The sequence below is a fragment of the Serratia sp. C2(1) genome (assembly GCF_036352655.1).
In the GTDB taxonomy this organism is placed as follows: domain Bacteria; phylum Pseudomonadota; class Gammaproteobacteria; order Enterobacterales; family Enterobacteriaceae; genus Serratia; species Serratia inhibens.
Genome location: NZ_JAZFBA010000001.1, coordinates 2,692,078 through 2,714,952 on the forward strand (window position 1 = coordinate 2,692,078; position 22,875 = coordinate 2,714,952).

At 56.0% G+C, this 22,875-nt stretch carries 25 protein-coding genes; 18 read left to right on the plus strand and 7 right to left on the minus strand.

The features are described 5' to 3' along the window. Positions 1–120 precede the first annotated feature (120 nt). The 4 genes from V2S86_RS12600 to V2S86_RS12615 all read left to right on the plus strand — a co-directional run bounded on the left by V2S86_RS12600 (position 121) and on the right by V2S86_RS12615 (position 3,342). Positions 121–564: an acetyltransferase gene (locus tag V2S86_RS12600; protein WP_330762694.1), complete on the plus strand. Its 444-nt coding sequence runs from the start codon at positions 121–123 to the stop codon at positions 562–564. Between the two features lie 252 nt (positions 565–816). Beyond that, positions 817–1,842 (plus strand): methionine ABC transporter ATP-binding protein, encoded by a 1,026-nt coding sequence (locus V2S86_RS12605; protein WP_330762695.1) that lies wholly within the window; start codon positions 817–819, stop codon positions 1,840–1,842. Further along, complete coding sequence (locus V2S86_RS12610) at positions 1,835–2,503, plus strand: methionine ABC transporter permease (protein ID WP_330762696.1); 669 nt, start codon at positions 1,835–1,837, stop codon at positions 2,501–2,503. The genes V2S86_RS12605 and V2S86_RS12610 overlap by 8 nt, the downstream gene beginning before the upstream one ends. Positions 2,504–2,520: 17 nt before the next feature. Continuing rightward, positions 2,521–3,342: a MetQ/NlpA family ABC transporter substrate-binding protein gene (locus V2S86_RS12615; RefSeq protein ID WP_442996146.1), complete on the plus strand. Its 822-nt coding sequence runs from the start codon at positions 2,521–2,523 to the stop codon at positions 3,340–3,342. Between the two features lie 46 nt (positions 3,343–3,388). On the opposite strand, the gene V2S86_RS12620 is transcribed toward V2S86_RS12615, so the two are convergent. Continuing rightward, positions 3,389–4,033 (minus strand): TetR/AcrR family transcriptional regulator, encoded by a 645-nt coding sequence (locus V2S86_RS12620; RefSeq protein WP_330762697.1) that lies wholly within the window; start codon positions 4,031–4,033, stop codon positions 3,389–3,391. A gap of 174 nt (positions 4,034–4,207) precedes the next feature. Between V2S86_RS12620 and bhsA (V2S86_RS12625) the strand changes: the two genes are divergently transcribed. From bhsA (V2S86_RS12625) to V2S86_RS12645, 5 genes are all read left to right on the plus strand, one after another. Beyond that, positions 4,208–4,465, plus strand: a complete 258-nt coding sequence (gene bhsA / locus V2S86_RS12625; RefSeq protein ID WP_330762698.1) for a multiple stress resistance protein BhsA — start codon at positions 4,208–4,210, stop codon at positions 4,463–4,465. A 202-nt stretch (positions 4,466–4,667) separates the two neighbouring features. Next, complete coding sequence (gene bhsA / locus V2S86_RS12630; RefSeq protein ID WP_330762699.1) at positions 4,668–4,925, plus strand: multiple stress resistance protein BhsA; 258 nt, start codon at positions 4,668–4,670, stop codon at positions 4,923–4,925. Positions 4,926–5,038: 113 nt separating this feature from the next. Continuing rightward, entirely contained in the window at positions 5,039–5,911 is an 873-nt protein-coding gene (dapF, locus tag V2S86_RS12635; protein ID WP_330762700.1) for a diaminopimelate epimerase, read from the plus strand. Positions 5,912–6,135: 224 nt separating this feature from the next. Next, complete coding sequence (gene amyA, locus V2S86_RS12640; protein ID WP_330762701.1) at positions 6,136–7,626, plus strand: alpha-amylase; 1,491 nt, start codon at positions 6,136–6,138, stop codon at positions 7,624–7,626. A 124-nt stretch (positions 7,627–7,750) separates the two neighbouring features. Further along, positions 7,751–8,599 carry a PA4780 family RIO1-like protein kinase gene (locus tag V2S86_RS12645; RefSeq protein WP_330762702.1) on the plus strand — a complete coding sequence of 283 codons (849 nt, stop codon included), beginning with the start codon at positions 7,751–7,753 and terminating at the stop codon, positions 8,597–8,599. A 28-nt stretch (positions 8,600–8,627) separates the two neighbouring features. Here V2S86_RS12645 and V2S86_RS12650 read toward each other — a convergent pair whose 3' ends face one another. After that, positions 8,628–8,846, minus strand: coding sequence for a DUF7661 family protein (locus V2S86_RS12650; protein WP_330762703.1), 219 nt, complete (start codon positions 8,844–8,846; stop codon positions 8,628–8,630). Positions 8,847–8,914: 68 nt separating this feature from the next. Between V2S86_RS12650 and V2S86_RS12655 the strand changes: the two genes are divergently transcribed. Beyond that, positions 8,915–9,730: an AraC family transcriptional regulator gene (locus V2S86_RS12655; protein ID WP_330762704.1), complete on the plus strand. Its 816-nt coding sequence runs from the start codon at positions 8,915–8,917 to the stop codon at positions 9,728–9,730. Here V2S86_RS12655 and V2S86_RS12660 read toward each other — a convergent pair. Together V2S86_RS12660 and lsrG are read right to left on the minus strand one after the other, a co-directional pair. Further along, positions 9,727–10,320: a LysE family translocator gene (locus V2S86_RS12660; RefSeq protein ID WP_330762705.1), complete on the minus strand. Its 594-nt coding sequence runs from the start codon at positions 10,318–10,320 to the stop codon at positions 9,727–9,729. The genes V2S86_RS12655 and V2S86_RS12660 overlap by 4 nt on opposite strands. Positions 10,321–10,407: 87 nt before the next feature. Then, the gene (gene lsrG, locus V2S86_RS12665) at positions 10,408–10,704 is read right to left on the minus strand and encodes a (4S)-4-hydroxy-5-phosphonooxypentane-2,3-dione isomerase (protein WP_004942047.1); all 297 of its coding nucleotides are present in this window, start codon (positions 10,702–10,704) and stop codon (positions 10,408–10,410) included. A 186-nt stretch (positions 10,705–10,890) separates the two neighbouring features. On the opposite strand from lsrG, the gene lsrK reads away from it, so the two are divergent. The 7 genes from lsrK to V2S86_RS12700 all read left to right on the plus strand — a co-directional run bounded on the left by lsrK (position 10,891) and on the right by V2S86_RS12700 (position 16,987). Beyond that, entirely contained in the window at positions 10,891–12,456 is a 1,566-nt protein-coding gene (lsrK, locus tag V2S86_RS12670) for an autoinducer-2 kinase (RefSeq protein WP_330762706.1), read from the plus strand. Positions 12,457–12,690: 234 nt separating this feature from the next. Further along, positions 12,691–13,875 carry an MFS transporter gene (locus tag V2S86_RS12675; protein WP_330762707.1) on the plus strand — a complete coding sequence of 395 codons (1,185 nt, stop codon included), beginning with the start codon at positions 12,691–12,693 and terminating at the stop codon, positions 13,873–13,875. Between the two features lie 60 nt (positions 13,876–13,935). After that, a complete protein-coding gene (locus V2S86_RS12680; protein ID WP_330762708.1) occupies positions 13,936–14,829 on the plus strand; it encodes a LysR family transcriptional regulator in 894 nt (297 codons plus the stop codon). Between the two features lie 52 nt (positions 14,830–14,881). After that, positions 14,882–15,343: a GNAT family N-acetyltransferase gene (locus V2S86_RS12685; RefSeq protein WP_330762709.1), complete on the plus strand. Its 462-nt coding sequence runs from the start codon at positions 14,882–14,884 to the stop codon at positions 15,341–15,343. Positions 15,344–15,401: 58 nt separating this feature from the next. Next, positions 15,402–15,743, plus strand: a complete 342-nt coding sequence (yajD, locus tag V2S86_RS12690) for an HNH nuclease YajD (protein ID WP_330762710.1) — start codon at positions 15,402–15,404, stop codon at positions 15,741–15,743. Between the two features lie 315 nt (positions 15,744–16,058). Next, positions 16,059–16,694, plus strand: coding sequence for a division plane positioning ATPase MipZ (locus tag V2S86_RS12695; protein ID WP_126481117.1), 636 nt, complete (start codon positions 16,059–16,061; stop codon positions 16,692–16,694). Continuing rightward, the gene (locus tag V2S86_RS12700; protein WP_330762711.1) at positions 16,691–16,987 is read left to right on the plus strand and encodes a hypothetical protein; all 297 of its coding nucleotides are present in this window, start codon (positions 16,691–16,693) and stop codon (positions 16,985–16,987) included. The genes V2S86_RS12695 and V2S86_RS12700 overlap by 4 nt, the downstream gene beginning before the upstream one ends. 310 nt (positions 16,988–17,297) lie before the next feature. Here the strand turns inward: V2S86_RS12700 and V2S86_RS12705 are convergent, their stop codons facing one another. Both V2S86_RS12705 and V2S86_RS12710 read right to left on the minus strand, forming a co-directional pair. Further along, on the minus strand, positions 17,298–18,194 hold the full coding sequence (locus V2S86_RS12705) for a cation diffusion facilitator family transporter (RefSeq protein WP_330762712.1): 897 nt from the start codon (positions 18,192–18,194) through the stop codon (positions 17,298–17,300). A 266-nt stretch (positions 18,195–18,460) separates the two neighbouring features. After that, positions 18,461–19,216 (minus strand): CDP-diacylglycerol diphosphatase, encoded by a 756-nt coding sequence (locus tag V2S86_RS12710; protein WP_330762713.1) that lies wholly within the window; start codon positions 19,214–19,216, stop codon positions 18,461–18,463. Positions 19,217–19,444: 228 nt separating this feature from the next. Here V2S86_RS12710 and V2S86_RS12715 point away from each other — a divergent pair, with 228 nt between their 5' ends. Further along, entirely contained in the window at positions 19,445–20,254 is an 810-nt protein-coding gene (locus V2S86_RS12715; RefSeq protein ID WP_330762714.1) for an alpha/beta fold hydrolase, read from the plus strand. 279 nt (positions 20,255–20,533) lie between these two features. On the opposite strand, the gene bglX is transcribed toward V2S86_RS12715, so the two are convergent. Beyond that, on the minus strand, positions 20,534–22,831 hold the full coding sequence (gene bglX, locus V2S86_RS12720) for a beta-glucosidase BglX (RefSeq protein WP_330762715.1): 2,298 nt from the start codon (positions 22,829–22,831) through the stop codon (positions 20,534–20,536). Positions 22,832–22,875: the final 44 nt, after the last annotated feature.

The window sequence follows — 22,875 nt, forward strand, 5'->3', positions numbered from 1 at the left end:
TCTGTCCGACTCACTGCAGAGGCGTTTTTGCAGGGCGTTAACCCACGTTAATTCGGCATTAACCCCACAAAACCTCTATCTAATTTTTGTTTTTCTTCAACTTAGATAGCAGAGACTTCGATGATTATCATTAGAGCACGCGCGGCGGAAGACAACGCGCAACTGGCAGATATTTGGCAGCGTTCGGTGCGCGCCACCCACCACTTTCTTACCGAAGATAACATTGCCCAACTGTTCCCGCTGGTGTTGAACCATTACCTGCCGGCGGTCGACGTTTGGGTGGCGGAAGATCGCCCCGGTCACCCTTGCGGCTTTATCGGGCTAAGCGGCAACAAGGTGGAAATGCTGTTTATCGACGCGGAACAGCGCGGCAAAGGGGTCGGCAGAGCGCTGCTGGCGCACGCCGAAACGCTGCACGATGAGCTGTTGCTGGACGTCAATGAGCAAAACCCGCAGGCCAGCGGATTTTACCGCCATTACGGTTTTGAGATCACCGGCCGTTCGGCGCTCGACGGCCAGGGCAATCCCTTCCCGCTGCTTCATATGAAGCTCGACAAGCGTTAAATAAAACAAATCGGCCAAGGTTTACCTTGGTCGATTTTTTGTCATCACTTCCTCTCATGATTTGATATACCAAATCAGAATAACTAATAGATTTTACATTCTTCCTGTCACTATAAACCCCCGGTAGGATTGGCCCCGTATTCACCAGAAACAGAGGTTCCGCCTGCCTTTTACCCCCAGAATCCGCCCCCTTTCCGGCGTGACTCGCTCCGGGCGGAATGCTGTGATGTTTTGATAAGGATTGGCTGTTCTATGATCGTTCTTTCGAACGTTTGCAAAACTTTTGACAGCGCGCAAGGCCGCGTTGTCGCGGTTGATGATGTCAACCTGGCCGTGGAGGCCGGGCAAATTTACGGCATCATCGGCTACAGCGGTGCCGGTAAAAGCACCCTGATTCGTTTGCTTAACGGGTTGGAAACCCCCACCAGCGGCAGTATTCAGGTCGATGGTTTCGATATCGCCCGCGCCAAAGGCAACCAACTGCGCCAGGCGCGGTTGAAAATCAGCATGGTGTTTCAACACTTCAACCTGTTGTGGTCACGCACCGTCAGCCAAAATATCGCCTTCTCCATGCAAATCGCCGGGGTGCCCAAAGCGCAAATCAAGCAGCGGGTGGCGGAACTGGTCGCGCTGGTTGGTCTGCAGGGCCGCGAAGATGCCTATCCTTCGCAGCTCAGCGGCGGGCAGAAACAGCGCGTCGGCATTGCCCGTGCGCTGGCCAATAACCCTGGCGTGTTGCTGTGCGATGAAGCCACCTCGGCGCTCGATCCCCAGACCACAGATTCGATTCTCGAGCTGCTGCTGGATATCAACCGCAAGCTGAACCTGACCATTGTGCTGATCACCCATGAAATGCACGTGGTGCGCAAAATCTGCCACCGGGTGGCGGTGATGGAGAACGGCCGCATCGTGGAGGAAGGCCCGGTGATTGACGTCTTTACCCAGCCGCAACAGCCGATTACCCGGCAGTTCGTCAAGCAGGTTTCCCGGTATCAGGAAACCGAGGAAAGCTTCAATCCGCTGCTGACTCAACATCTGCCGGGCGCCATTTTCAAACTGACCTTTGTCGGCATGCAAACCCATCAGGCGGTGATTTCCGATGTGATCCAGCGTTATCGGGTGACCATCAATATCCTGCACGGCAAGATCAGTCACACCCTGAACGGGTCGTTCGGCGAGCTGTATATCCACGCGGAAGGCAACGACCTGCAAATCGACAACATGCTGAAATTATTGAAAGAACGCGATATCGCCGTTGAGGTCATCAAACATGATTGAGTCACTGTTCCCTCACCTGCGTATTGATCAGTTGCTGAACGCCACCTGGGAAACCCTTTATATGACGGGCATCGCCGGGCTGGCAACGCTGATGCTCGGCATTTTGCTGGGGGTGATTCTGTTTCTGACCTCCCGGGGCCAACTGTTGCAGAACCGCGCGGTCTATTCGCTGATTTCAGTGCTGGTCAACGTGTTCCGCTCCATCCCCTTCATCATTCTGATCGTGTTGCTGATCCCGTTCACCAAGGCGCTGATCGGCACTATTTTGGGGGCCGACGCCGCCCTGCCGGCGCTGATTATCGGTGCCGCGCCTTTCTATGCCCGGCTGGTCGAGATTGGCCTGCGCGAGGTGGACAAAGGCGTGATCGAAGCGGCGCGCTCCATGGGCGCCAAAACCAGCACCATTATCTTCCGCGTGCTGCTGCCGGAGTCTTCTCCGGCGCTGGTTTCCGGCATTACCGTTACCCTGATCGCGCTGGTGAGCTGCACCGCGATGGCCGGGGTGATCGGCGCCGGCGGGCTGGGCAATCTGGCCTATCTGGAAGGGTTTCAACGCAACCACGGTGACGTAACGCTGGCGGCGACGCTGACGATCCTGGCGATCGTTTTCGTTATCCAGTTCATTGGCGACACCATCACAAGAACGCTCGATAAACGATAAATAACTCAGGAATAATGATGATGAAAAAACAAATGATGATGCTGGCCTTCGCCTCTCTGACCGCGTTGGCGTCCTTTGGTGCGGCGGCGGAAACCAAGCTGGTGGTCGGCGCGTCCAACGTACCCCATGCCGAGATCCTCGAGCAGGCAAAACCGATTCTGGCAAAGGAAGGCATCGATCTGGTGATCAAACCTTTCCAGGACTACATTCTGCCGAACACGGCGCTGGCCAGCCACGATATTGACGCCAACTATTTCCAGCACGTGCCCTACCTGAATTCGGTATTGAAGGACCATGCCGACGATAAGACCTATGACTTCGTCAGCGCCGGCGCCATCCATATCGAACCGATCGGTATTTATTCCAAGAAGTATAAAAGCCTGAAAGACCTGCCGGACAACGGCAAAATCATCATGCGTGACGCGGTGGCGGAAGAAGGCCGCATTCTGTCCATCTTTGAGAAAGAAGGCGTGATTAAGCTGAAGCCGGGCGTGAGCAAGGTGGATGCGCGCATCACCGACGTGGTGGAAAACCCGAAACACCTGAAATTCCTGGCGAACGTTGAAGGCGCGCTGCTGCCGCAGATGTACAACAATGATGAGGGCGACGCGGTAGTGATTAACGCCAACTACGCCATTGACGCCGGGCTGAACCCGACGAAGGATCCGATCGCTATCGAAAGCGGTGAAAATAACCCCTATGCCAACATCATCACCGTGCATAAGGCCGACGTGAACAAGCCGGAGATTGTGGCGCTGGTAAAAGTGCTGCACTCCAAGGAGATTCAGGACTTTATCCGCGAAAAATACAAAGGCGCGGTGATCCCGGTTAATCAATAATTCAGAATCAAGGCCGCAGCGATGCGGCCTTACCCTGACGCCTTCCCTAGACCTTATTCCCCACCTGGCTGAGACGCGGCCAAACCAGCATCAGCGCATCAAGCAGACGGAACAAATCCTCGCGGCTTGCTCCTTCACGCGCCTGCACCGACATGCCTTCAATGGTGCAAATAATGTACTTCGCCAGTAACCCGGTGTCGGTTTTTGCCAACAACTCGCCCTGCTGCACTTTACGGTCGAAGCAGGCCTTCAGGCTGGTTTCCTGCGAATGGTGTTTTTTACGCAGCATCATGGCGACTTCGTCAGAAGAAGATGACAGCGCGGCGGACGCACACACCATAAAGCAACCGGACGGCGTGTCCGGATCGGTAAACACCTGCGCTGAAGAGCGGACGTAAGCTTCTACGATTTCCGCAATCGGCAGATCCTGCTCCAACAGTTGATTGGTGCAGGTGGTGTATTTTTGCAGGTAACGCTCCACCGCAGCGCGGAACAGCCCTTCCTTGTTGCCGAACTCGGCGTACAGCGTTGGCGCCTTGGCACCGGTCACCTCGACCAGATCGGCCAGCGACGTTGACTCATAACCGTGCCGCCAGAACAGATCGAGTGCGCTTTCCAGCGCACGGTCGCGATCAAACTGCTTCGGTCTGCCGCGCGTTTTTTTGGTGCAGACCTCTTCATTGATACTCATAGACCCTCTCTTATCCCGCCCCGCAGCAGGGCTTCATAATTAAATTAACGATCATTATAAAAAAATATTGCGCTCTCGTCGAGAAGCGATTAACATTTAGTTATCGATCGTTAAGTAATCTTGACGACAGACATTGAAAACCCAATTTACGCTTCTCGGATAGGAACTAATATCATGAAAAACTTAAAAATCACTCTTGCTGCTATCGCTCTGGCCTCTGCTTCCTTCGGGAGCTTCGCTGCCGATCTGGTTAACAGCCAGCCGACAAACCAGCAAAAAACCGGCGTGATCACCGTCAGTGGCGCTTCCGATATTACCTCACTGGAAGCCAGTTTGGCGGAAAAAGCTGACGCAGCCGGTGCGAAATCATTCCGCATCATTGGCACCAGTGGCGATAATCAACTGCACGGCACCGCAGTAATTTATAAATAACAATAAGTTAATTGTTATCCGCGGGGCCGGTGACGGCAGTTTCCTCCCCCGTGGACGACGGTGAAAAGAAAATTAATTAACGAACATTAAAAAAATAGTTGCAATACGCTGAACAGGCGTCTAACATTAAATTATCGATCGTTAATCAATTTAACGACCTCCTAAACAAACATCGTACAGAATAGATATAGGAAATAAGACCATGAAAAACCTGAAAATCACCCTCGCAGCCATCGCACTGGCTTCTGTTTCTTTCGGTAGCTTCGCAGCCGAACTGGTTAACGCTCAACCGTCCGATCTGCAAAAAACCGGCGTGATCACCGTCAGCGGCGCTTCCGATCTGACCAGCCTGGAAAACAAGCTGGCTGCCAAAGCGGATGAAGCCGGCGCCAAATCCTTCCAGATAATCTCAACTACCGGCGACAACAAACTGCACGGTACTGCGATCATCTACAATTAATTGCTGAATCGGCAGTTGAGCAAAGAGGCGGCTTAAGCCGCCTTTTGTTTTATTCCCCCGCCAAAAATCTGTTGTAAGCTGTGGTTTCCTCTTACAGCGAACCTGACAACGCCATGACTCCTCTGCTGTTCCATAAATATCACGGGCTGGGTAACGATTACCTGGTGTGCCATCGTTCGGTCGCTGCGCGGCTGAGCAACGAACAAATCCGCATACTCTGTCACCCCCATTACGGCATAGGTTCAGATGGCCTGCTGATCGACAGTGGCGACAGCATCAATCCTACGCTCCGCATCATTAACCCGGACGGCTCGGAAGCCGAAAAAAGCGGTAACGGCCTGCGCATTTATGCCCGCTATCTGTTCGATATCGGCCGCGTCAGCCATCTGCCGTTTCTGGTGCATACCGCCGGCGGCGACGTCCAGTGCCGGGTCGATGAAGATAAACACCAGGTCAGCGTGGATATGGGCCGCGCCAATTTCAATCCGGCAGCGCTGCCGGCGCTTATCGACTTGCCCGAAGCGCTCAACTATCCGCTGCCGCTGGCAAAGGAAACGCTCAGCGTATCGCTGGTATCGATGGGGAACCCGCACTGCGTGGTCCCGGTGACCCGGCTTGATCTGGCGCAAGTTCACCGGTTGGGGCCACAGATAGAAAATCACCCGCTGTTTCCCAAAAGAACCAACGTACAGTTGGTGGAAGTGATAGATCGCCAAACGCTGCAGATCGGCATTTGGGAACGCGGCGCCGGTTTTACTCTGGCCTCCGGCAGCAGCAGCTGCGCGGCCGCCAGCGTGATGCGCAAGCTGAATCGGGTCGATGACAACGTCAGCGTTCGGATGCCGGGCGGCCAGTTGCAGATCAGCTTCAGCGGGGATTTTCACGTCCGCATGCGCGGGCCGGTGCATAAAATCGCCAGCCTGACGCTGGACGAAGACTGCTTTATCGGCGGAGAAGAAGCCCTGCGTCAGCGTGAAAAAAGCTAATATCCAAAGGGGTGGCCAGCAAATAAAAATAATGAATCGTTGCCGGTGCTGCCTCCGGTGAATCCTTAGCAGTCTGTTAAGGCCAGGAATACGCTGCTTGCCACCGCCACGCGGCGGCCTGCATCGAATTTTCCCTTTTGCCAAAAATAGCCCATGCTAAAAGAGGATGTGGCTGGAACAAGGCCAATTCCTCACCTCTTTCTGGCTAACCGGGATGCTGGCTCATGACGAAAAAAACCACGCTGCTGCAATTTTTTCATTGGTATTATCCCGATGGGGGTAAGTTATGGCAGGAAGCTGCCGAACGTGCACCGCACATTGCCGGGCTGGGCATCACCGATCTGTGGCTGCCGCCCGCCTATAAGGGGGCTTCCGGCGGTTATTCGGTGGGTTACGACAGTTATGATCTGTTCGATCTGGGCGAGTTCGATCAAAAAGGCAGCCGCGCCACCAAATACGGCGATAAACAGGCGCTGACCCATGCCGCCGCTACGCTGCGCGACAACGGCGTGCGGGTGATTTATGACGTGGTGTTCAACCACAAGCTCGGCGCCGACGAGAAAGAACAGGTCCGCGTGTACCGGGCGGACGCCAACAACCGCAACAATATCAACGATCAGGGCTTCGACGCGCTGGCTTATACGCGTTTTACTTTCCCCGGCCGCCAGGGCACCTATTCCAAATTTATTTGGGATTATAAATGTTTTGGCGGAGTTGATTACATTGAACAGCCGGATGAAAAAGGCGTGTTCAAAATCGACAATGACTACGGCGACGACGGCTGGAACGATCAGGTCGGCGACGAGAAAGGCAATTACGATTATCTGATGGGCGCCGACGTGGAGTTTCGCAACACGGCGGTGGCGGAAGAGCTGAAGTTCTGGGCGCGCTGGCTGATGGAAACCCTGCCCTGCGACGGGTTCCGACTGGATGCCGCCAAACACATTCCGGCCTGGTTCTTTAAGGAATGGGCGGACCATGTGCGCGACGCCGCACAGCGCGACCTGTTTATCGTCGCGGAATACTGGTCACACGATCTGGCAGCGTTACAGCAGTATATTGACCAGGTGGACGGCAAGGTGATGCTGTTTGACGTGGCGTTGCACCTGAAGTTTCATCACGCCTCGAAACAAGGTGACGGATTCGATATGGCGCAGATTTTCACCGATACGCTGACCGCCGCCGATCCGGCCCACTCGGTTACGCTGGTCGCCAACCACGACACTCAGCCACTGCAGTCGCTGGAAGCGCCGGTCGAGCCTTGGTTTAAACCGCTGGCCTACGCCCTGATCTTGTTGCGTGAACAGGGCGTGCCCTGCGTGTTCTATCCCGACCTGTACGGCGCCAGCTATAAAGACCAAGGCAGCGACGGCAATGAATACCAGATTGACATGCCGGTGATCCCCGAGCTGGAAAAACTGATCCAGGCGCGTCAACGCTTTGCCAATGGCGTGCAAACCGATTATTTTAACGATAGGAATTGTGTGGCCTTCAGCCGTAGCGGCACCATCGATGCCCCCGGCTGCGTAGTGGTGCTCACCAATGGTGCCGAAAACGGCAAAGCAGTGTCGCTCGGTGCCGAAATGGCGCATAGAACCTGGCGAGATTGGCTTGGCAATCGCCAGGATGAAGTCACCACCGACGATCGGGGGAACGCCACTTTCCCGGTAAACGGCGGCAGTGTCAGCGTCTGGGTGCTGGCTGAAAACCTGTAGCAAAGCCGCCGTTGCGGCGGCGAGTCACCCCCGTGGCAAAACTAATTTTTGCCTTTCAGGTCTAAATTGCGATATCACCTTAGCAAACCATTCACACAGGAGCCTAAATAGGGTACAAGGCTGCATGAAAATTCCAAAACGACTCCAGCCATTGGTAGATGATGGTTTAATCGACGACGTCATCCGCCGTTTAAAGAGTGGCAAAGAAGCCGACGTCTTTATCGTGCGTTGCGGCGAAGAGATCCGCTGCGCCAAAGTCTACAAAGAAGCGGACAAACGTAACTTCAAGCAGGCCGTCAATTATCAGGAAGGCCGTAAAGTGCGTAACAGCCGCGATGCCCGCGCCATGAGCAAAGGATCTAAATTCGGCCGCCAGCAGCAGGAAGAAGCCTGGCAGAACACCGAGGTCGACGCGCTGTACCTGCTCGCCAAAGCGGGCGTGCGCGTACCTCAGCCGGATATTTGCCTGGATGGCGTGCTGCTGATGGAACTGATCACCGACGAAGAAGGCCTGGTTGCACCGCGCCTGAGCGATGTGACCCTGACGGCGGAACAGGCGTTGGCCGATCACGCGGTGATGATGAACTACGCGGTGCGCATGCTGTGCGCCGGACTGGTACACGGCGATCTGTCGGAGTTCAACGTGCTGATGGACAAAAACGGGCCGGTGATTATCGATCTGCCGCAGGTGGTGGACGCAGCCGCCAATAATCATGCCAAAAGCATGTTCGAACGCGATATCAACAATATGTCGAACTTTTACGGTCAATACGCGCCGGAACTGCTCAACAGTAAATACGCCAAAGAGATCTGGGCACTGTATCAGGAAGGCAATCTGACGCCGGAAAGCGTGCTGACCGGGAAGTTCGTGGAAAGCAACAAGCGCGCCGATGTCGGTTCAGTGCTGGAAGAGATCCAGGCGGCCAGTGAAGAACACCAGCGTCAACTGATGGCCCGCAACGAAGAAGATTAATCTGCGCCCCGGTCATTCGGCCGGGGCCTTATTCTAGTCTGAACACATCGGGGTACCTTTCGGTCGCCGCTTCATGATAAATATCCCCCAGATAGCCGGCAATATCGGCCTCGGTCAATGCCTCCGGCAGCACGATGTCGTAACTGCGCACGTATTTGCGCTCCGGCAGCGTCACGCGGAACAATTGCCACTCTTCACCCACTCGTTTAACGCCCAGCAGGCGGCCGAACACATTAAAAATCATCATACTCATTCCCTCCTGCGTTCGTTTTACGCTATAACAAGTTAGCCCTCTCGCCCCCAAAAGGAAAACCAATGACCGCTAATGCGCCGCAGTTCTGGCGTGATCCGCAGTTCCCCTTTGTGGAAGCCCGCGCCATTGAAGATGGCCGCAAGGTCTGCTACGCCCTGCACAGCCATGAAATCTTTTCCATCGGCACCATCACCGACGGCACCAGCATTTATATTAACGGTCGCAGGCAGTTGCAGGTCAGCGCCGGCGACGTGGTGATTATCAACCCGCAGCAGGCCCACGCCTGCAACCCGATCGGCGACCAGCGTTGGTCGTACATCATGTTTTATATCGATACCGCCTGGCTGGGCGCGCTGCAACGGGAGATAGCCGGCGGCGACGGCAGCTTTATCCCGTTCCATGAGGTGCTCAGCCGCGATCCGCTGCTGTTCGGCGGCCTGAACCGGCTGTATGAACTCCTGGTTGACCCGCAAAGCTGCCATCTGGAAAAGCACATTGCTCTGGTGGAGTATTTTACCGATCTGCAAATCCGGCTGGGCGAAGCGCAACCCCCCGCCGTTGCCGCTCACCCCAGACTGGAAGCAGCGGCAGCTTTTATCAGCAAACATTGCACCCAGCCGCTGACGCTGGAGGCGATCTGCCAGGCGGCGGCGCTGTCGCCTTCCTACCTGATCCGCGCCTTCAAGCAGCATTACGGCATGACGCCGCACGCCTATCTGGTGAATCGCCGTATCCAGTTTGGCCACAGGCTGTTAAAACGCGGCTACCCTATCGCCGCAGCCGCCAGCGAAAGCGGCTTTGCCGATCAGGCGCACTTCCAACGCACCTTCAAACAGTTGCTGGCCGCCACGCCCGGCCAGTACCAAAACCCGCGTTAAACGCCATCGGCCAACAGATAGCAGGCGCTGGCCGCCAGCAGCAGCGCCATCAGCCGATTAAAACGCCGCACGTTGCGAGCCTGCTGCAATAAACCGGTCAGCATCGTGCCGGCGTAAGCCCAGCAGGCCACCGAGGCATAACAGATAACGCCATAAATCGCCGCGAACTGCCACAGCAGCAGCCTGTCGCCGTCGGCGACAAACGCCCCCAGGCTGGCCACCGACGCCAGCCAGGCTTTGGGGTTTAGCCACTGCAATAGCGCGCCGTACCAGAATGACGGTGCCTGCCGCCGGTTGCCGTTGCCCAGCCTCCCGTCATCAAATGCCAGTTGATAGGCCATGAACAGCAAGAATGCGATGCCCGCCCACTGGAGGATCTGCGTCAGCACTGGCCACAAGGTCAGCAGTTGATGCAACCCCAGGCCAAGCAGGATCAGCAGCAGGGTAAACCCCAGCGTGGCGCCAAGCACATGGCGCAGAGTAGCGTTAAAACCGAATTGCGCCCCGGCGCTCAGGGCAAGGATATTGACCGGGCCGGGGGTGATGGAAGCGGCCAACGCAAAAGCGGCCATGGAAAAGTAAATATTCATGATTACTAGCACCTGAGAAAAATTTCACAGATACCAGATTGCCGCTCAAGGGTTGCAAAGTATTGAACAAAATTACCCTGATGCCGCTCACTGAGCCGGCATCAGGCCGATAAAGGTGGTTTTCTTGCGCGGGCCGGTCATCAGCGCCTCCAGTTTCTCCACGCATTGCAGATAGTGCGGGGTCTTTTTATGGGCGGCAACCGCCTGCTCATCCTTATAGGCTTCATAGATATAAAACCGCGTCGGGATGTTTTCATCCTGCAGCACGTCAAAGCGCAGGTTACCCGGCTCTTCGATCGCCCCCAGATGGTTGGCGCGGAAAACTTCAATAAACTCGTCGATTTTGTCCTGCTTAACGTTAATTTCGACCAAAGTGACGTGCATGGCGGCTCCTTGTTTAACCTTGAAATCACTGTTCTTTCAAACCATAGGTTTATTCCCCCTGATTTACCCTGCGCGGCGGCAATTTTGCAGCACAGCTCACAAATCCCACCGCCCCCAGGTGTCGCTCACCCGAGGGCGCTAACCCGGCATCTATAGTTAAGATCCCAACCCCGGAGAGTGTGAGCTATGGATAACTATTTGATGGCGCTGGATGCAGGCACCGGCAGCGTTCGCGCGGTAATCTTCGATCTGGCGGGCAATCAGATCGCCCAGGGCCAGGCTGAGTGGCGGCATCTGGCGGTGTCTGGGGTGCCCGGCTCGATGGAGTTTGATTTAACCCACAACTGGCAATTGACCTGCCAGTGCATCCGTCAGGCGCTGCAAAACGCAGGACTGACCGGCCAGGCTATCCGCTCTGTAGCCTGCTGCTCAATGCGCGAAGGCATAGTGCTGTACGATCGCAACGGCGTACCTATTTGGGCCTGCGCCAATGTGGATGCGCGTGCCAGCCATGAAGTCAGCGAGCTCAAAGAGCTGCATAACAATAATTTCGAAAGCGAAGTGTACCAATATTCCGGCCAAACGCTGGCGTTGAGCGCCATGCCGCGCCTGCTGTGGCTGGCCCACCACCGGCCGGACATCTATCGGCAGGCGGCGACGTTGACCATGATCAGCGACTGGCTGGCGAATATGCTGAGCGGCGAACTGGCGGTGGATCCTTCCAATGCAGGCACCACCGGCATGCTGGATTTGGTCAGCCGCGACTGGCGACCGGCGCTGCTCGACATGGCCGGGCTACGCGCCGATATTCTGTCACCGGTGAAAGAGACCGGCAGCCTGCTCGGACAGGTTACCGCGCAGGCGGCGGAGCAAAGCGGTCTGTTGCGCGGCACGCCGGTGGTGATGGGCGGCGGCGACGTTCAACTGGGCAGCCTGGGGCTGGGCGTGGTGCATGCCGGGCAAACGGCGGTATTGGGCGGCACCTTCTGGCAGCAAATCGTCAACCTGCCGGAACCGGCCACCGATCCGGACATGAACATCCGCATTAACCCGCACGTGATCCCCGGCATGGCACAGGCGGAATCCATCAGCTTCTTCACTGGGTTGACCATGCGCTGGTTCCGCGACGCCTTCTGCGCCGAGGAAAAACTGATGGCGGAACGGCTGGGCGTAGATGCTTACAGCCTGTTGGAAGAGATGGCGGCGCGGGTGCCGCCGGGTGCCTACGGGGTGATGCCGATATTTTCCGATGCCATGCACTTCAAAACCTGGTACCACGCCGCACCGTCGTTTATCAATATGTCGCTCGACCCGGAACGCTGCAATAAGCAAACCCTGTTCCGCGCGCTGGAAGAGAATGCCGCCATTGTCTCCGCCTGTAATCTGGAACAGATCGCCAGCTTCTCGGGTGTGCAGGCGCACTCGCTGGTGTTCGCCGGCGGTGGTTCAAAGGGCAAACTGTGGAGCCAAATCCTGAGCGATGTTACCGGCCTGACGGTTCGCGTGCCGGTGGTGAAAGAAGCCACCGCGCTGGGCTGCGCGATTGCCGCCGGCGTCGGCGCCGGGCTGTATGAGTCGCTGGCGGCCACCGGTGAAAAACTGGTGCGCTGGGAGCGCGAATATCAGCCGGATAGCGCCAATCATGCGCTCTATCAACAGCAAAAACACACCTGGCGGCAGATCTATGCCGATCAACTCACGCTGGTGGATCACGGCCTGACCACCTCAATGTGGAAAGCGCCGGGGTTATAATGCCCCTGGGCGCAGCCGGCTGCGCCCGCTGCATAAGCTTATGCCCATTGAGCATTTGACCTGCCGTTCTGCCGCAGCCCGCCGCTTTGCTTGCTCCGCGTGATTATTCCCTCTCAGAAACAGTGTAACTACGGCAAACGGATTTATCCGTCGCCAATGCCTGCGTAAATTGTGATCTCTATCACCCCGCACTCTGCCGTGCGGTGTGCGCACTTACCTGAGAAGAGCGGTACTATGCTGAATAATAAAGATAAATCCTCCTCATCACCCTGGTTGGCGATCTTCTCGCTGACGGTCGCCTGCTTTGTGATGGTCACTACCGAGTTTCTGCCGATCGGTCTGCTGACCAATATCGCGCCGTCGCTGGACGTCAGCACCGGCAAGGCCGGCTTTATGGTTACCGTGCCCGGTATCGTGGCGGCGATAGCCGCACCGGCGCTGAGCCTGGCGGCCGGTCGGCTTGATCGTCGCCTGCTGATGCTGGCGTTGAGTTTGTTGCTGGTGGTGTCCAATCTGGTTTCGGCGCTGGCGGTTAACTTCCCGATGATGCTGCTCGGCCGCGTGCTGCTGGGTGTCTGCGTCGGCGGTTTCTGGGCCTTCGCCGCCAACTACGGCCGCCATCTGGTGCCTGAAGCCAGCCAGGGCCGCGCTACCGCGCTGATCCTGAGCGGCATTTCAGTCGGTGCAGTATGTGGCGTGCCTGCCGGCGCGCTGATTGGCGACCTGTTCGGCTGGCGCGCCGCCTTCTTTGGTGGCGCGGTGCTGGCGGTGGGCGTGCTGTTGGCGCAACTGCGACTGCTGACATCGGTCCCACCAACCCGGCCGGTCACGCCACGTGATCTGCTGTTGCCACTGCGTTTGCCGATGGCACGCACCGGGCTGATCGCCATCGTCCTGCTGTTTATCGGCCATTTTGCCGCCTACACCTACCTGAAACCGTTGCTGCAACAGGTGTTTGTCCTCAGCCCGTCGGCGATTTCATTGCAACTTCTGGCCTACGGCGCCATCGGCCTGCTGGGCACCTTCCTCGGCGAACGCCTGGCCGAGCGCAGCCTGCGCGCCACCTTTATCCTGATCGCCGTCATGCTGGCCGCCATCCTGATCGTCTCGCCTTTCCTCAGCGGCATTGCCGGCGCCACGCTGATGGTCATGGTCTGGGGGTTGGCGTTCGGCGCCGTGCCGGTCTGCGCCACCAACTGGATGTTTGCCGCCGTGCCGCAGGCGCCGGAAGCCGGCCAGGCGCTGCTGGTCTGCGTGATCCAGGTGGCGCTAGCCTCCGGTGCGCTGCTGGGCGGGGAAGTGGTCGACTGGCAGGGCGTCAGCAGCGCCATGCTGTTCGGCGGCGCCCTTACCCTTTCCGCCGCGCTGGTATTTGGCTTGACCTTGCGTTCCGGCATGATTGGCGCTAAACAGTCATAATCATTGTCTATCCACAGAAACACCCCGGTCCTCCGACCGGGGCTTTGCACTGAGAGCGTTATGGATCATCATTTACTGGCCATCCGGGTATTTAACCGCGTGGTGGAAACCGGCGGATTTACCCGCGCGGCAGACTCGCTGCGGATGCCCAAGGCCACCGTCACCAAGCTGATCCAGAACCTGGAAGATCACCTGCAAACCAAGCTATTCCAGCGCACCACCCGCAGCGTGTCGGTCACCTCTGAGGGCGAGTGCTATTACCGGCGCACGGTTAAGTGGCTGGCGGAACTGGAGCAGATGGAAGGCTGCATGACCGAATCCCAGAGCGCGCCACAGGGCGTGCTGCGCATTGATGCCGGTGGCTCGACCGCACGCCAGCTGCTGGTGCCGGCGCTGCCGGACTTTATTGAGCGTTATCCACAGATTCAGATTGATTTGGGCGTCAGTGACCGCTTGATCGACCTGATCAACGACAGCGCCGACTGCGTGATCCGCAGCGGCCCGCTGGCCGACTCCAGCTTGATTGCTCGTCGCCTGTTCGAGCTGGAATGGGTCACCTGCGCCACGCCAGCCTATCTGGCCCGTTACGGCACGCCGAAACACCCCTGCGATCTGGAGTTGGGCTACCCGTTGGCGCACTATCGCCATGCGCTGAACGATCGCATCCAGCCGCTGCACTTTGTTGACCGGGGCAAAGAAATCGACATCCAGCACCGCTATCACGTCAGCGTCAACGAAAGCAACGCGCTGTTGGCCGCGGCGCTGGCCGGCCTGGGCATCATCCAGACCTTCCGCTTTATGGCGCAACCGCATCTGGACAACGGCGAACTGGTCAGCCTGCTGCACGACTGGCAACCGCCATCGGAGCACATGTACGTAGTATATCCCTCCAACCGCCATCTTAGCGCCAAGCTGCGGGTGTTCATCGACTGGGCGGTGGAGGCCTTTAAATAGCCGGTAGCTGCGGCTATAGTTGTGCATTCTCTGGGCAACAAGAACTTAAATCATGCACATCGAACGACTTTCCGCACACCGCCAGCGCATTGGCGAACTGGCTGCTTTGCTGCATCAGGAGTGGCGTGATTTCTCGCCGTGGAGCAGCCACGAGAAAATCAGCCAACGCTTTGAACAGCGCTGTGAACCGCAGCATTCCGGCATGACGTTGCTGGCCCTGTCGCCACAACAACACATCCTCGGCACCGCCAGCCTGGTCATTTACGATCTGGCGGATAAACCGGAGCGCAAATTCTGGCTGGGCGAAGTCTTCACCCATCCCCAGCACCGCGGTTTGGGTATCGCACGCCGTCTGATCGACCAATGCATTACCCACTGCAAACGGAAAAATATCACAGAGCTGTATCTCTACACGCCGGACCAACAGCCGCTGTATCAAAAATTGGGCTGGCAGCCGGTGGAGCAACGTCAGGTTTCCGGCGAAGAAGTGACGGTGATGTGCCGCACGCTGTAACCCGGCGCATTGTGATAGTATTAAACGCAACATTGTTATCATTCTACAGGCACTCACCATGGCATATATCCCCAAAAACTACGCAAGGCTGGAGACCGGCTACCGCGAAAAAGCGCTGAAAATTTTCCCGTGGGTCTGTGGGCGCTGCTCGCGCGAATTCGTTTACTCCAACCTGCGCGAGCTGACGGTTCACCATATCGATCACGACCACAGCAACAACCCGGAAGATGGCAGCAACTGGGAAATGTTGTGCCTGTACTGCCACGACCATGAACACTCCAAGTACACCGAAGCAGACCAGTACGGTTCAACGGTGATCGCCGGTGAAGACGCGCAAAAAGACGTCGGCGTTGCGACCCATAATCCGTTCGCCAACCTGAAAGCGATGTTGAAAAAATAATGTCGCCGCTGCGGATGCGCGCTGCCGCATCCGCAAAAAAACAAGTAAGCTAGTAACTTATTAGGCTAATAAAAAAATAAATAATCCTTCCCTCAGCACCATTTCCCAGAGCATTCCTACTTACCCACTTGATAAGTTGCCAGCAAAATAAGCTGCAAAGTTAACAGCATACTGACTTGGCAAGCGGCTACGGTTGGTGCATATTGTCCACAAGTTGTTCTTGTTAACCTGTTTAATTATCAACCTGATAAGATACTAACTTAATAAGCTATTAGCTTAACCGGTTAGTCTCTTGATAACTTGAGAGATGGCAGCATGATTGTTTTGATTGGCTCGCAAAAAGGTGGCGTAGGAAAATCGACCAAGGCGGTCAATATCGCCGGATATCTGATCCTCAAACAGGGGAAAACCGCCATTATCGTCGATGCTGACGATCAGAAATCAATCATGACCTGGTATAACGATCGCCAGAATGTGGAGGGCCTGCCGCATATCCCGGTTGTCGCCGCTTCGGGAAAAATCAAAGAAACCCTGCTGGAATTGGATCGTCATTACGATTACGTGATTGTCGACACCGCCGGCCGCGACAGCGCCGAACTGCGCTCCGGCCTGCTGGCCGCCGATCTGTTCCTTTCCCCATTGCGCCCCTCGCAGATGGATCTCGACACCATCGGTTATCTGTCGGAAATGTTCGCCACCGCGCAGGAATATAACGAGAAGGTGAAAGGCTACATCGTGCTGAACATGTGCCCGACCAATATTTTTATTAACGAAGCCAACGAAGCGGCACAGGTGCTGAGCGAATATCCGGAATTTACCCTGGTCAGCAACCGCCTGTGCGACCGCAAGATTTACCGCGATGCCTGGGGTGAGGCGATTACCGTGCACGAGGCGCACAACGCCAAAGCGCAGGCGGAAATCGAAAGCCTGGTGAAAGAGGTGATCCTGTGAAAAAACGCACCCCAACCCACCGCATGTCGGAAGACGAGTTTATCAACAACGCCACGTCGCATACCCTGATTGCCCCCGTTGCCGAAGCCAAGCCGCAGGGCCGTAAACGCACCTATAAGGCAATTTCGGTCAGCCTGACCGACAACCATGTCGACGCCATCGATGAAATCATTGTGCAGGCGGCACGCAATGGCGTGGTACGCATTACCCGCTCCGACATCATCAAGCTGGCCATTGACGGGCTGGCCGAAAAAAGCGAAGAACATCTGCTGCAACTGTTGAAAAATCTTTAAGTAACTTATCAGCCTGCCAGCTTAATAAGTTGGCAGGCTAACAATGAGTGGGAAGGGGTTACAACCATGACCAACAACCGCCTATTGGTAATCCCGGATCTCGCCTGCTGGCCCCAGATTCAGGTTGCTCACTTTCAAACGCTTGGCCAGCAAAATCACCTCCCCTTTCGGAGTCAACGCCGGTGGCAACCATAATTGGCGCTATAACCCCCGGAAACGGTCACTAACACGTCGCTGGATTTTTGGCCGAAAACACTGCTCCGCTGTTTTGATAGCGCTCTACCGGGCCTAATGGCCCGGAATTCTTGCCTCAGTTAAGCCATTTTCGATCGCGGGTGAAGGAAACGGTCAACCATAAATCCTCAATATCCATCCCCAGGCCCGACTGGATTTCTTCGCGCATTGCATCCAGCTCCTCCAATTTAATCCCTTCCAACACCCCCATCAGGATATTGATTTCCACAATGCTGATGCGCCCATCATTCTGACAGTAGCTGTGATAATCGATGATATTGTGTTTCACCACCATCATATCCATGGTCTTTTCAACCAGGGCATTCAGTTCTATCGGCGCCACGCGCAGCATATCTTTCAGGGCTGGGCGCAAAATTTTAGCCACCGAAGGCAACATGGCCAAAGCGATTACCACCAAAAGCGCCGGGTCTACGTAAGGAGCCAACCAGGCAGAGTCCGTTTTGGTCAACAAGAAGGCCACAGTGAAGCTTATCAACAATCCCAGCGCCAACAGCGCATCGACAAACCAGCTGATATTGTCGAAAGAGACCAACGTTGATTGCACCCGTTGATTGCGCTTTTTAACGTAGAAGTAGTAGCTGAAGTTGATGAAGGTAAATAGCAATGCATAAAGTATCGCCCCGCCAAACTCTACCGAAGTGCCGCCCTGCAGCAGCCCCTGGATACCGTTCAGCAACGCATACAACGCAATTACGCCGATAAATATGCCTTCGGTGGTCAACACCATGGGCTCCAGATGCCAAAAGCCGAACTGAAAGCGTCGCGAATACTCTTTTTTGATCAACCTTGCAGTTAATACCATCAGCAGTTTAATCAGCGTGGCTATCAGAGAAAACATACCGTCAAACAAGATGGCTTCAGAACCTGTCCATATGCCAACCACGATACCTACTACAGCAACCATCAGCATCATCAATGCCGATTGCTTTAACAACCTTGTTTCTTGCGCCATTTTATCCTCAGGGTGACAGGCTATAATTCCTCAAATTATTATAAACAAGTTAGTGTGTAACTGCCTGCTGCGCCGTGTTGCACAGAAAAAACGCTTCTCTGCCCCACCAGGATAAACGCCACCCAGGGTTGCGCCTGCTGGTGGCAAGGGTTGAGTTAAGCCGGTATCTCAGGCTCGGGACGAGGCATTTTCACCCCGCCAATCGGCTAATTCTGCCGGTGAAGTGGGCTTCGCTCCCCGAGAAACGGGGAGCAGGAAGGAAAGCATCAGTTACCCGCAACCGCACACTGGTAATCCTGGATCTCGCCTGCAGACCCCAGGTTCAGGTCGGTCAATTTTAAACGGTTGGCCAGCAAAATCATCTCCCCTTCGGGGGTCACCGCCAGCGCCAACCCATAATTGGCCATATTATCGCCCTGCCCGGCAACATATTGCTGCAGCAGCTTGAACGGGTCCTCTTTGGTTAAATCAACGCCGGCCAATTTTCTGGCCAAATACTGATGGCCGACCAGTTTTTCCGCCAACGGCCGCCAGTTTTGATCCAGGTGCTTCGCTTGTTCCCCCAGCTGGTTATATACATCCTGACGCAGACAAGCGATATGGATATGCAACTGATTTTGGGATCGGCCATATTTCGAATTTATCGCCAACGATAACCATGCATCTTTTAGCGGTTTGCCCATTTCAGTGGATATATGGCTGCGATTTCCCCATGCCTGGGAAAAATAAGGCGGCACTTGTTCCGTTTGCAGCACCTGGCTCTCGATACCGCTGACCTTTTCGGTCGGCATCGCCAGATCGTGATAAGGGCCTTTGCTGTCTTTGAACAGCACATAACCTTCTTTCAAATCAACCTTTAAGCAAGGCGACGGATCGTTATGTTGTTGCTGATTGGGTACGCACTGTTGGCTGACAATTTGCCACAACGCATCCTGGTTGCCGCGCCCGAAGAAAAACCATAATGCCGCTGCCAGAATCAAAATAACAAGCAAGATAATTAATAACTTTAGAAACCTTTTCATGATCGCTCCATGTTCAATATTTCCTTCACCAGAAGGTAGCCAAAGCCAGCATAAGTCAGCCGGCGATAAACGGCCAGGATATTATGCCGATAGCTTAATTTACCTTCCTTTTCGGACGATAAATAATTAAAAAATAAGTTTTCACTCAGGTAATTTAAGGTAAATTAATGCCGTTTTTTAATATCTGCGTGATATAAATAGATCCCGTTTAACAAGGAGCTATATAATATGCAAGCTACGGATAAGCCGTTTCATTACCTGGATGTCGGTTCAGGTTTCCCATTATTACTTGGCCACAGCTATCTGTTTGATCGGCATATGTGGGAGCCGCAGCTTGATGCGCTAGCCAAACATTATCGCGTTATCGTCCCGGATCTTTGGGGGCACGGCGAGTCGCCGCAGCTACCGGCTTCGCACACCAGCCTGTCGGATATCGCCGCCGATCATCTGGCGCTGATGGATCGGCTCGGCATCAAAGAATTCGGCATCGTCGGTTTGTCCGTCGGCGGCATGTGGGGCGCCGAATTAGCGGCAGTAGCACCCGAGCGGGTTAAAGTGCTGGTGCTGCTGGACAGTTATCTGGGCGACGAAACCCCTGAAGAACGCCAGCGCTATTTTGCCATGTTGAACGCCGTCGATCAGGCAGGGGCGATCACCTCGCCGTTACTGGAATACATTGCCGCACAGTTTTACTCCGACAATGTCCCCGAGTCGCTGTTGCAACCCTTGATTGCCCATTTACAAAGCCTCCCCGCCGATCTTCTGCGCAACAGCATAGTGCCGCTGGGCAAAATGATCTTCGGCCGTCCCGATAAACTGGCACTGCTGGAAAAAATTACCGCAGCCACCCTGGTGATCACCGGCGAGCAGGATAAACCGCGCCCGCCGGCAGAAGGCCAGCGAATGGCGGATATCCTCGGCTGCAAACATGTGCGGATCCCTGAAGCCGGCCATATCAGCAATCAGGAAAACCCGGAAGCGGTCACCAAAGCGCTGTTGGCTTTCCTGGCCGAAAACACCACTCCGCTATTTTGGTAGCGATTTACCGGGCCGAAAGGCCCGGTAGCAATAGCCTACGGGCGCCGTTGTTGGATAAACGCCATCAACGGGGCCAACTTCTCTGCGATATGCCGGGAAGGGTGCTCGGTGTCGGCATCAGGACCACATCTGCGCCATTTTCGACAAACAGAGCTATGCCTCCCGGCTGCTGCGGGTTACACGCGGCGGGTGTTTGAATGATGACTCTGATTTCGCGCAGGACAGGAATTGAAAAGATAAAAGACCCTCTCTCACCGCAGTAAGAGAGGGCGATACGATTTACTGCAGCGTAAAGCTTTGTGCCTGTACGTTGTCGGAATCCAGGCCGACAAACACGTTGAACTTGCCCGGTTCCGCGCCCCATTTCAGGCTGGCGTTATAGAACTTGAGATCCTCTTCAGTGATCGGCAGCTCCACTTGTTGCGACTGGCCGGCTCGCAGCATCACCTTTTTGAAGTTGCGCAGCTCTTTCACCGGGCGGCTGACCGATGCGGTGACATCCTGCACGTATAACTGCACCACGGTAGCGCCGTCATATTTGCCGGTATTCTTCACCGTGACGCTGGCGGTCAGTTTGCCGTTGCGCGCCATCGTCGGGCTGGAAAGCGTGAGATCCGACAGGCTGAAAGTGGTGTAGCTCAGGCCGTAACCGAAGGGATACAGCGGGCCGTTAGGCGAGTCGAAGTAACGCGACGTGTACTTGCCCGGGTTTTCCTTGCCGAACGGCCGGCCGGTATTCAGATGGTTGTAATACATCGGGATCTGACCGACAGAACGCGGGAAGGTCATCGGCAGCTTACCCGACGGGTTATAGTCGCCGAACAGCACGTCGGCCACCGCATTGCCACCCTCGGTGCCGCTGTACCAGGTTTCCAGCATCGCATCCGCCTGCTGGCTTTCCCAACTCAGCGCCAACGGCCTGCCATTCATCAGCACCAGCACCAACGGTTTGCCGGTCGCCTTCAGCGCGGCGATCAGATCCCGCTGGCTTTGCGGGATGGTGATATCGGCGCGGCTGGAAGCTTCGTGCGCCATGCCCTGCGCCTCACCCACTACCGCTACCACGACATCGGCCTGCCTGGCCGCCTGTACCGCTTCATCAATCATCTGCTGCGGCGGACGGGTATCAAACACCACCGCCGGCTCATACTCATTCAGATAGTCGATAATACTTTTGTCCTGGGTGATGTTGGCACCCTTGGCGTAGAGGATCTTCGCCTTGTCGCCCACCGCATGCTCCAGCCCCTGGCGCAGGGTCACCGACTGTTTGACCACGCCGGCCGCCGACCAACTGCCCATCACATCGCGCTGGCTGTCGGCCATCGGCCCGACCAGCGCAATGGTGGCTTGTTTGCTCAACGGCAGCGTCTGCTTGTCATTCTTCAGCAGCACCAGAGTCTTGCGCGCCACTACGCGCGCTTCGGCGCGGTGCAAACGGCTTTCGGCATTGGTGTCCTGCGGATCGGAGCCTACCGGGCCAAGGTGGTTATACGGGTCTTTGAACAGGCCCATGTCATACTTGGTGTTCAGCACGTCGCGGCAGGCGCGATCGATATCGCTTTCCGAAACCAGCCCGTCCTTCACCAGCCCCGGCAAGTATTGGTCGTAGTATTCGTCGCTCATGCTCATATCGACACCCGAGGTGATCGCCAAACGCACCGCATCGCGCGCATCTGCGGCCACACCGTGCTTGATCAGCTCTTTAATCGCGCCGTGGTCGCTGATGGTTATGCCGCCAAAGCCCCACTGGCTGCGCAACAGATCTTTCAGCAGCCACGGGTTGGCGGTGGCCGGAATACCGTTGATCGCGTTGAGCGACACCATCACCCCACCGCTGCCGGCGTCTACCGCTGCCTTATACGGCGGCAAATAGTCCTGATACATTTTCAGCGGGCTCATATCGACGGTGTTGTAATCGCGGCCGCCTTCGGTGGCACCGTACAGCGCGAAGTGTTTAACGCTGGCCATCACTGAGCCGGGTTGGGACGGATCACCGTTCTGGTAAGCATCGACCATCACTTTGGCAATTTTGGACACCAGCCAGGTGTCTTCGCCGAAACCTTCCGATACCCGGCCCCAGCGCGGATCGCGGGTGATATCGACCATCGGCGAGAAGGTCATGTTCAGGCCGTCATCGCTGGCTTCCTGCGCCGATACCCGGCCGCTGAGCGCGATGGCGTCGAGATCAAAACTGGCCGCCAGCCCCAGGCTGATCGGGAAGACGGTGCGTTGACCGTGCACCACGTCGTAGGCGAAAAACAGCGGGATTTTCAGGCGGCTGAGCTGCATGGCCTGATCCTGCATCGCGCGGATATCCGGCCGGGTAACGGTGTTGAAAATAGCGCCAATCTGGCCCTTGCTGATGCCGTCGCGGATCGCTTCTTTCGGGTTATCCGGCCCGACGCTGATTAAGCGCAGCTGACCGATTTTTTCTTCCAGCGTCATCCGTTTCATCAGGTTGGAAACGAAAGCATCGCGCTGCTGGGCATTGACCCCTTGCGCCGCAACGTTCTCCTGCGCAAAAACCGGACTGATGGCCAGGCCGGACAGCAAACTCACCACACAAAGCCATTTCATATTGTTTTGTCTCAGGCATGTTCCCGCCGCAGCCGGCGACGGAG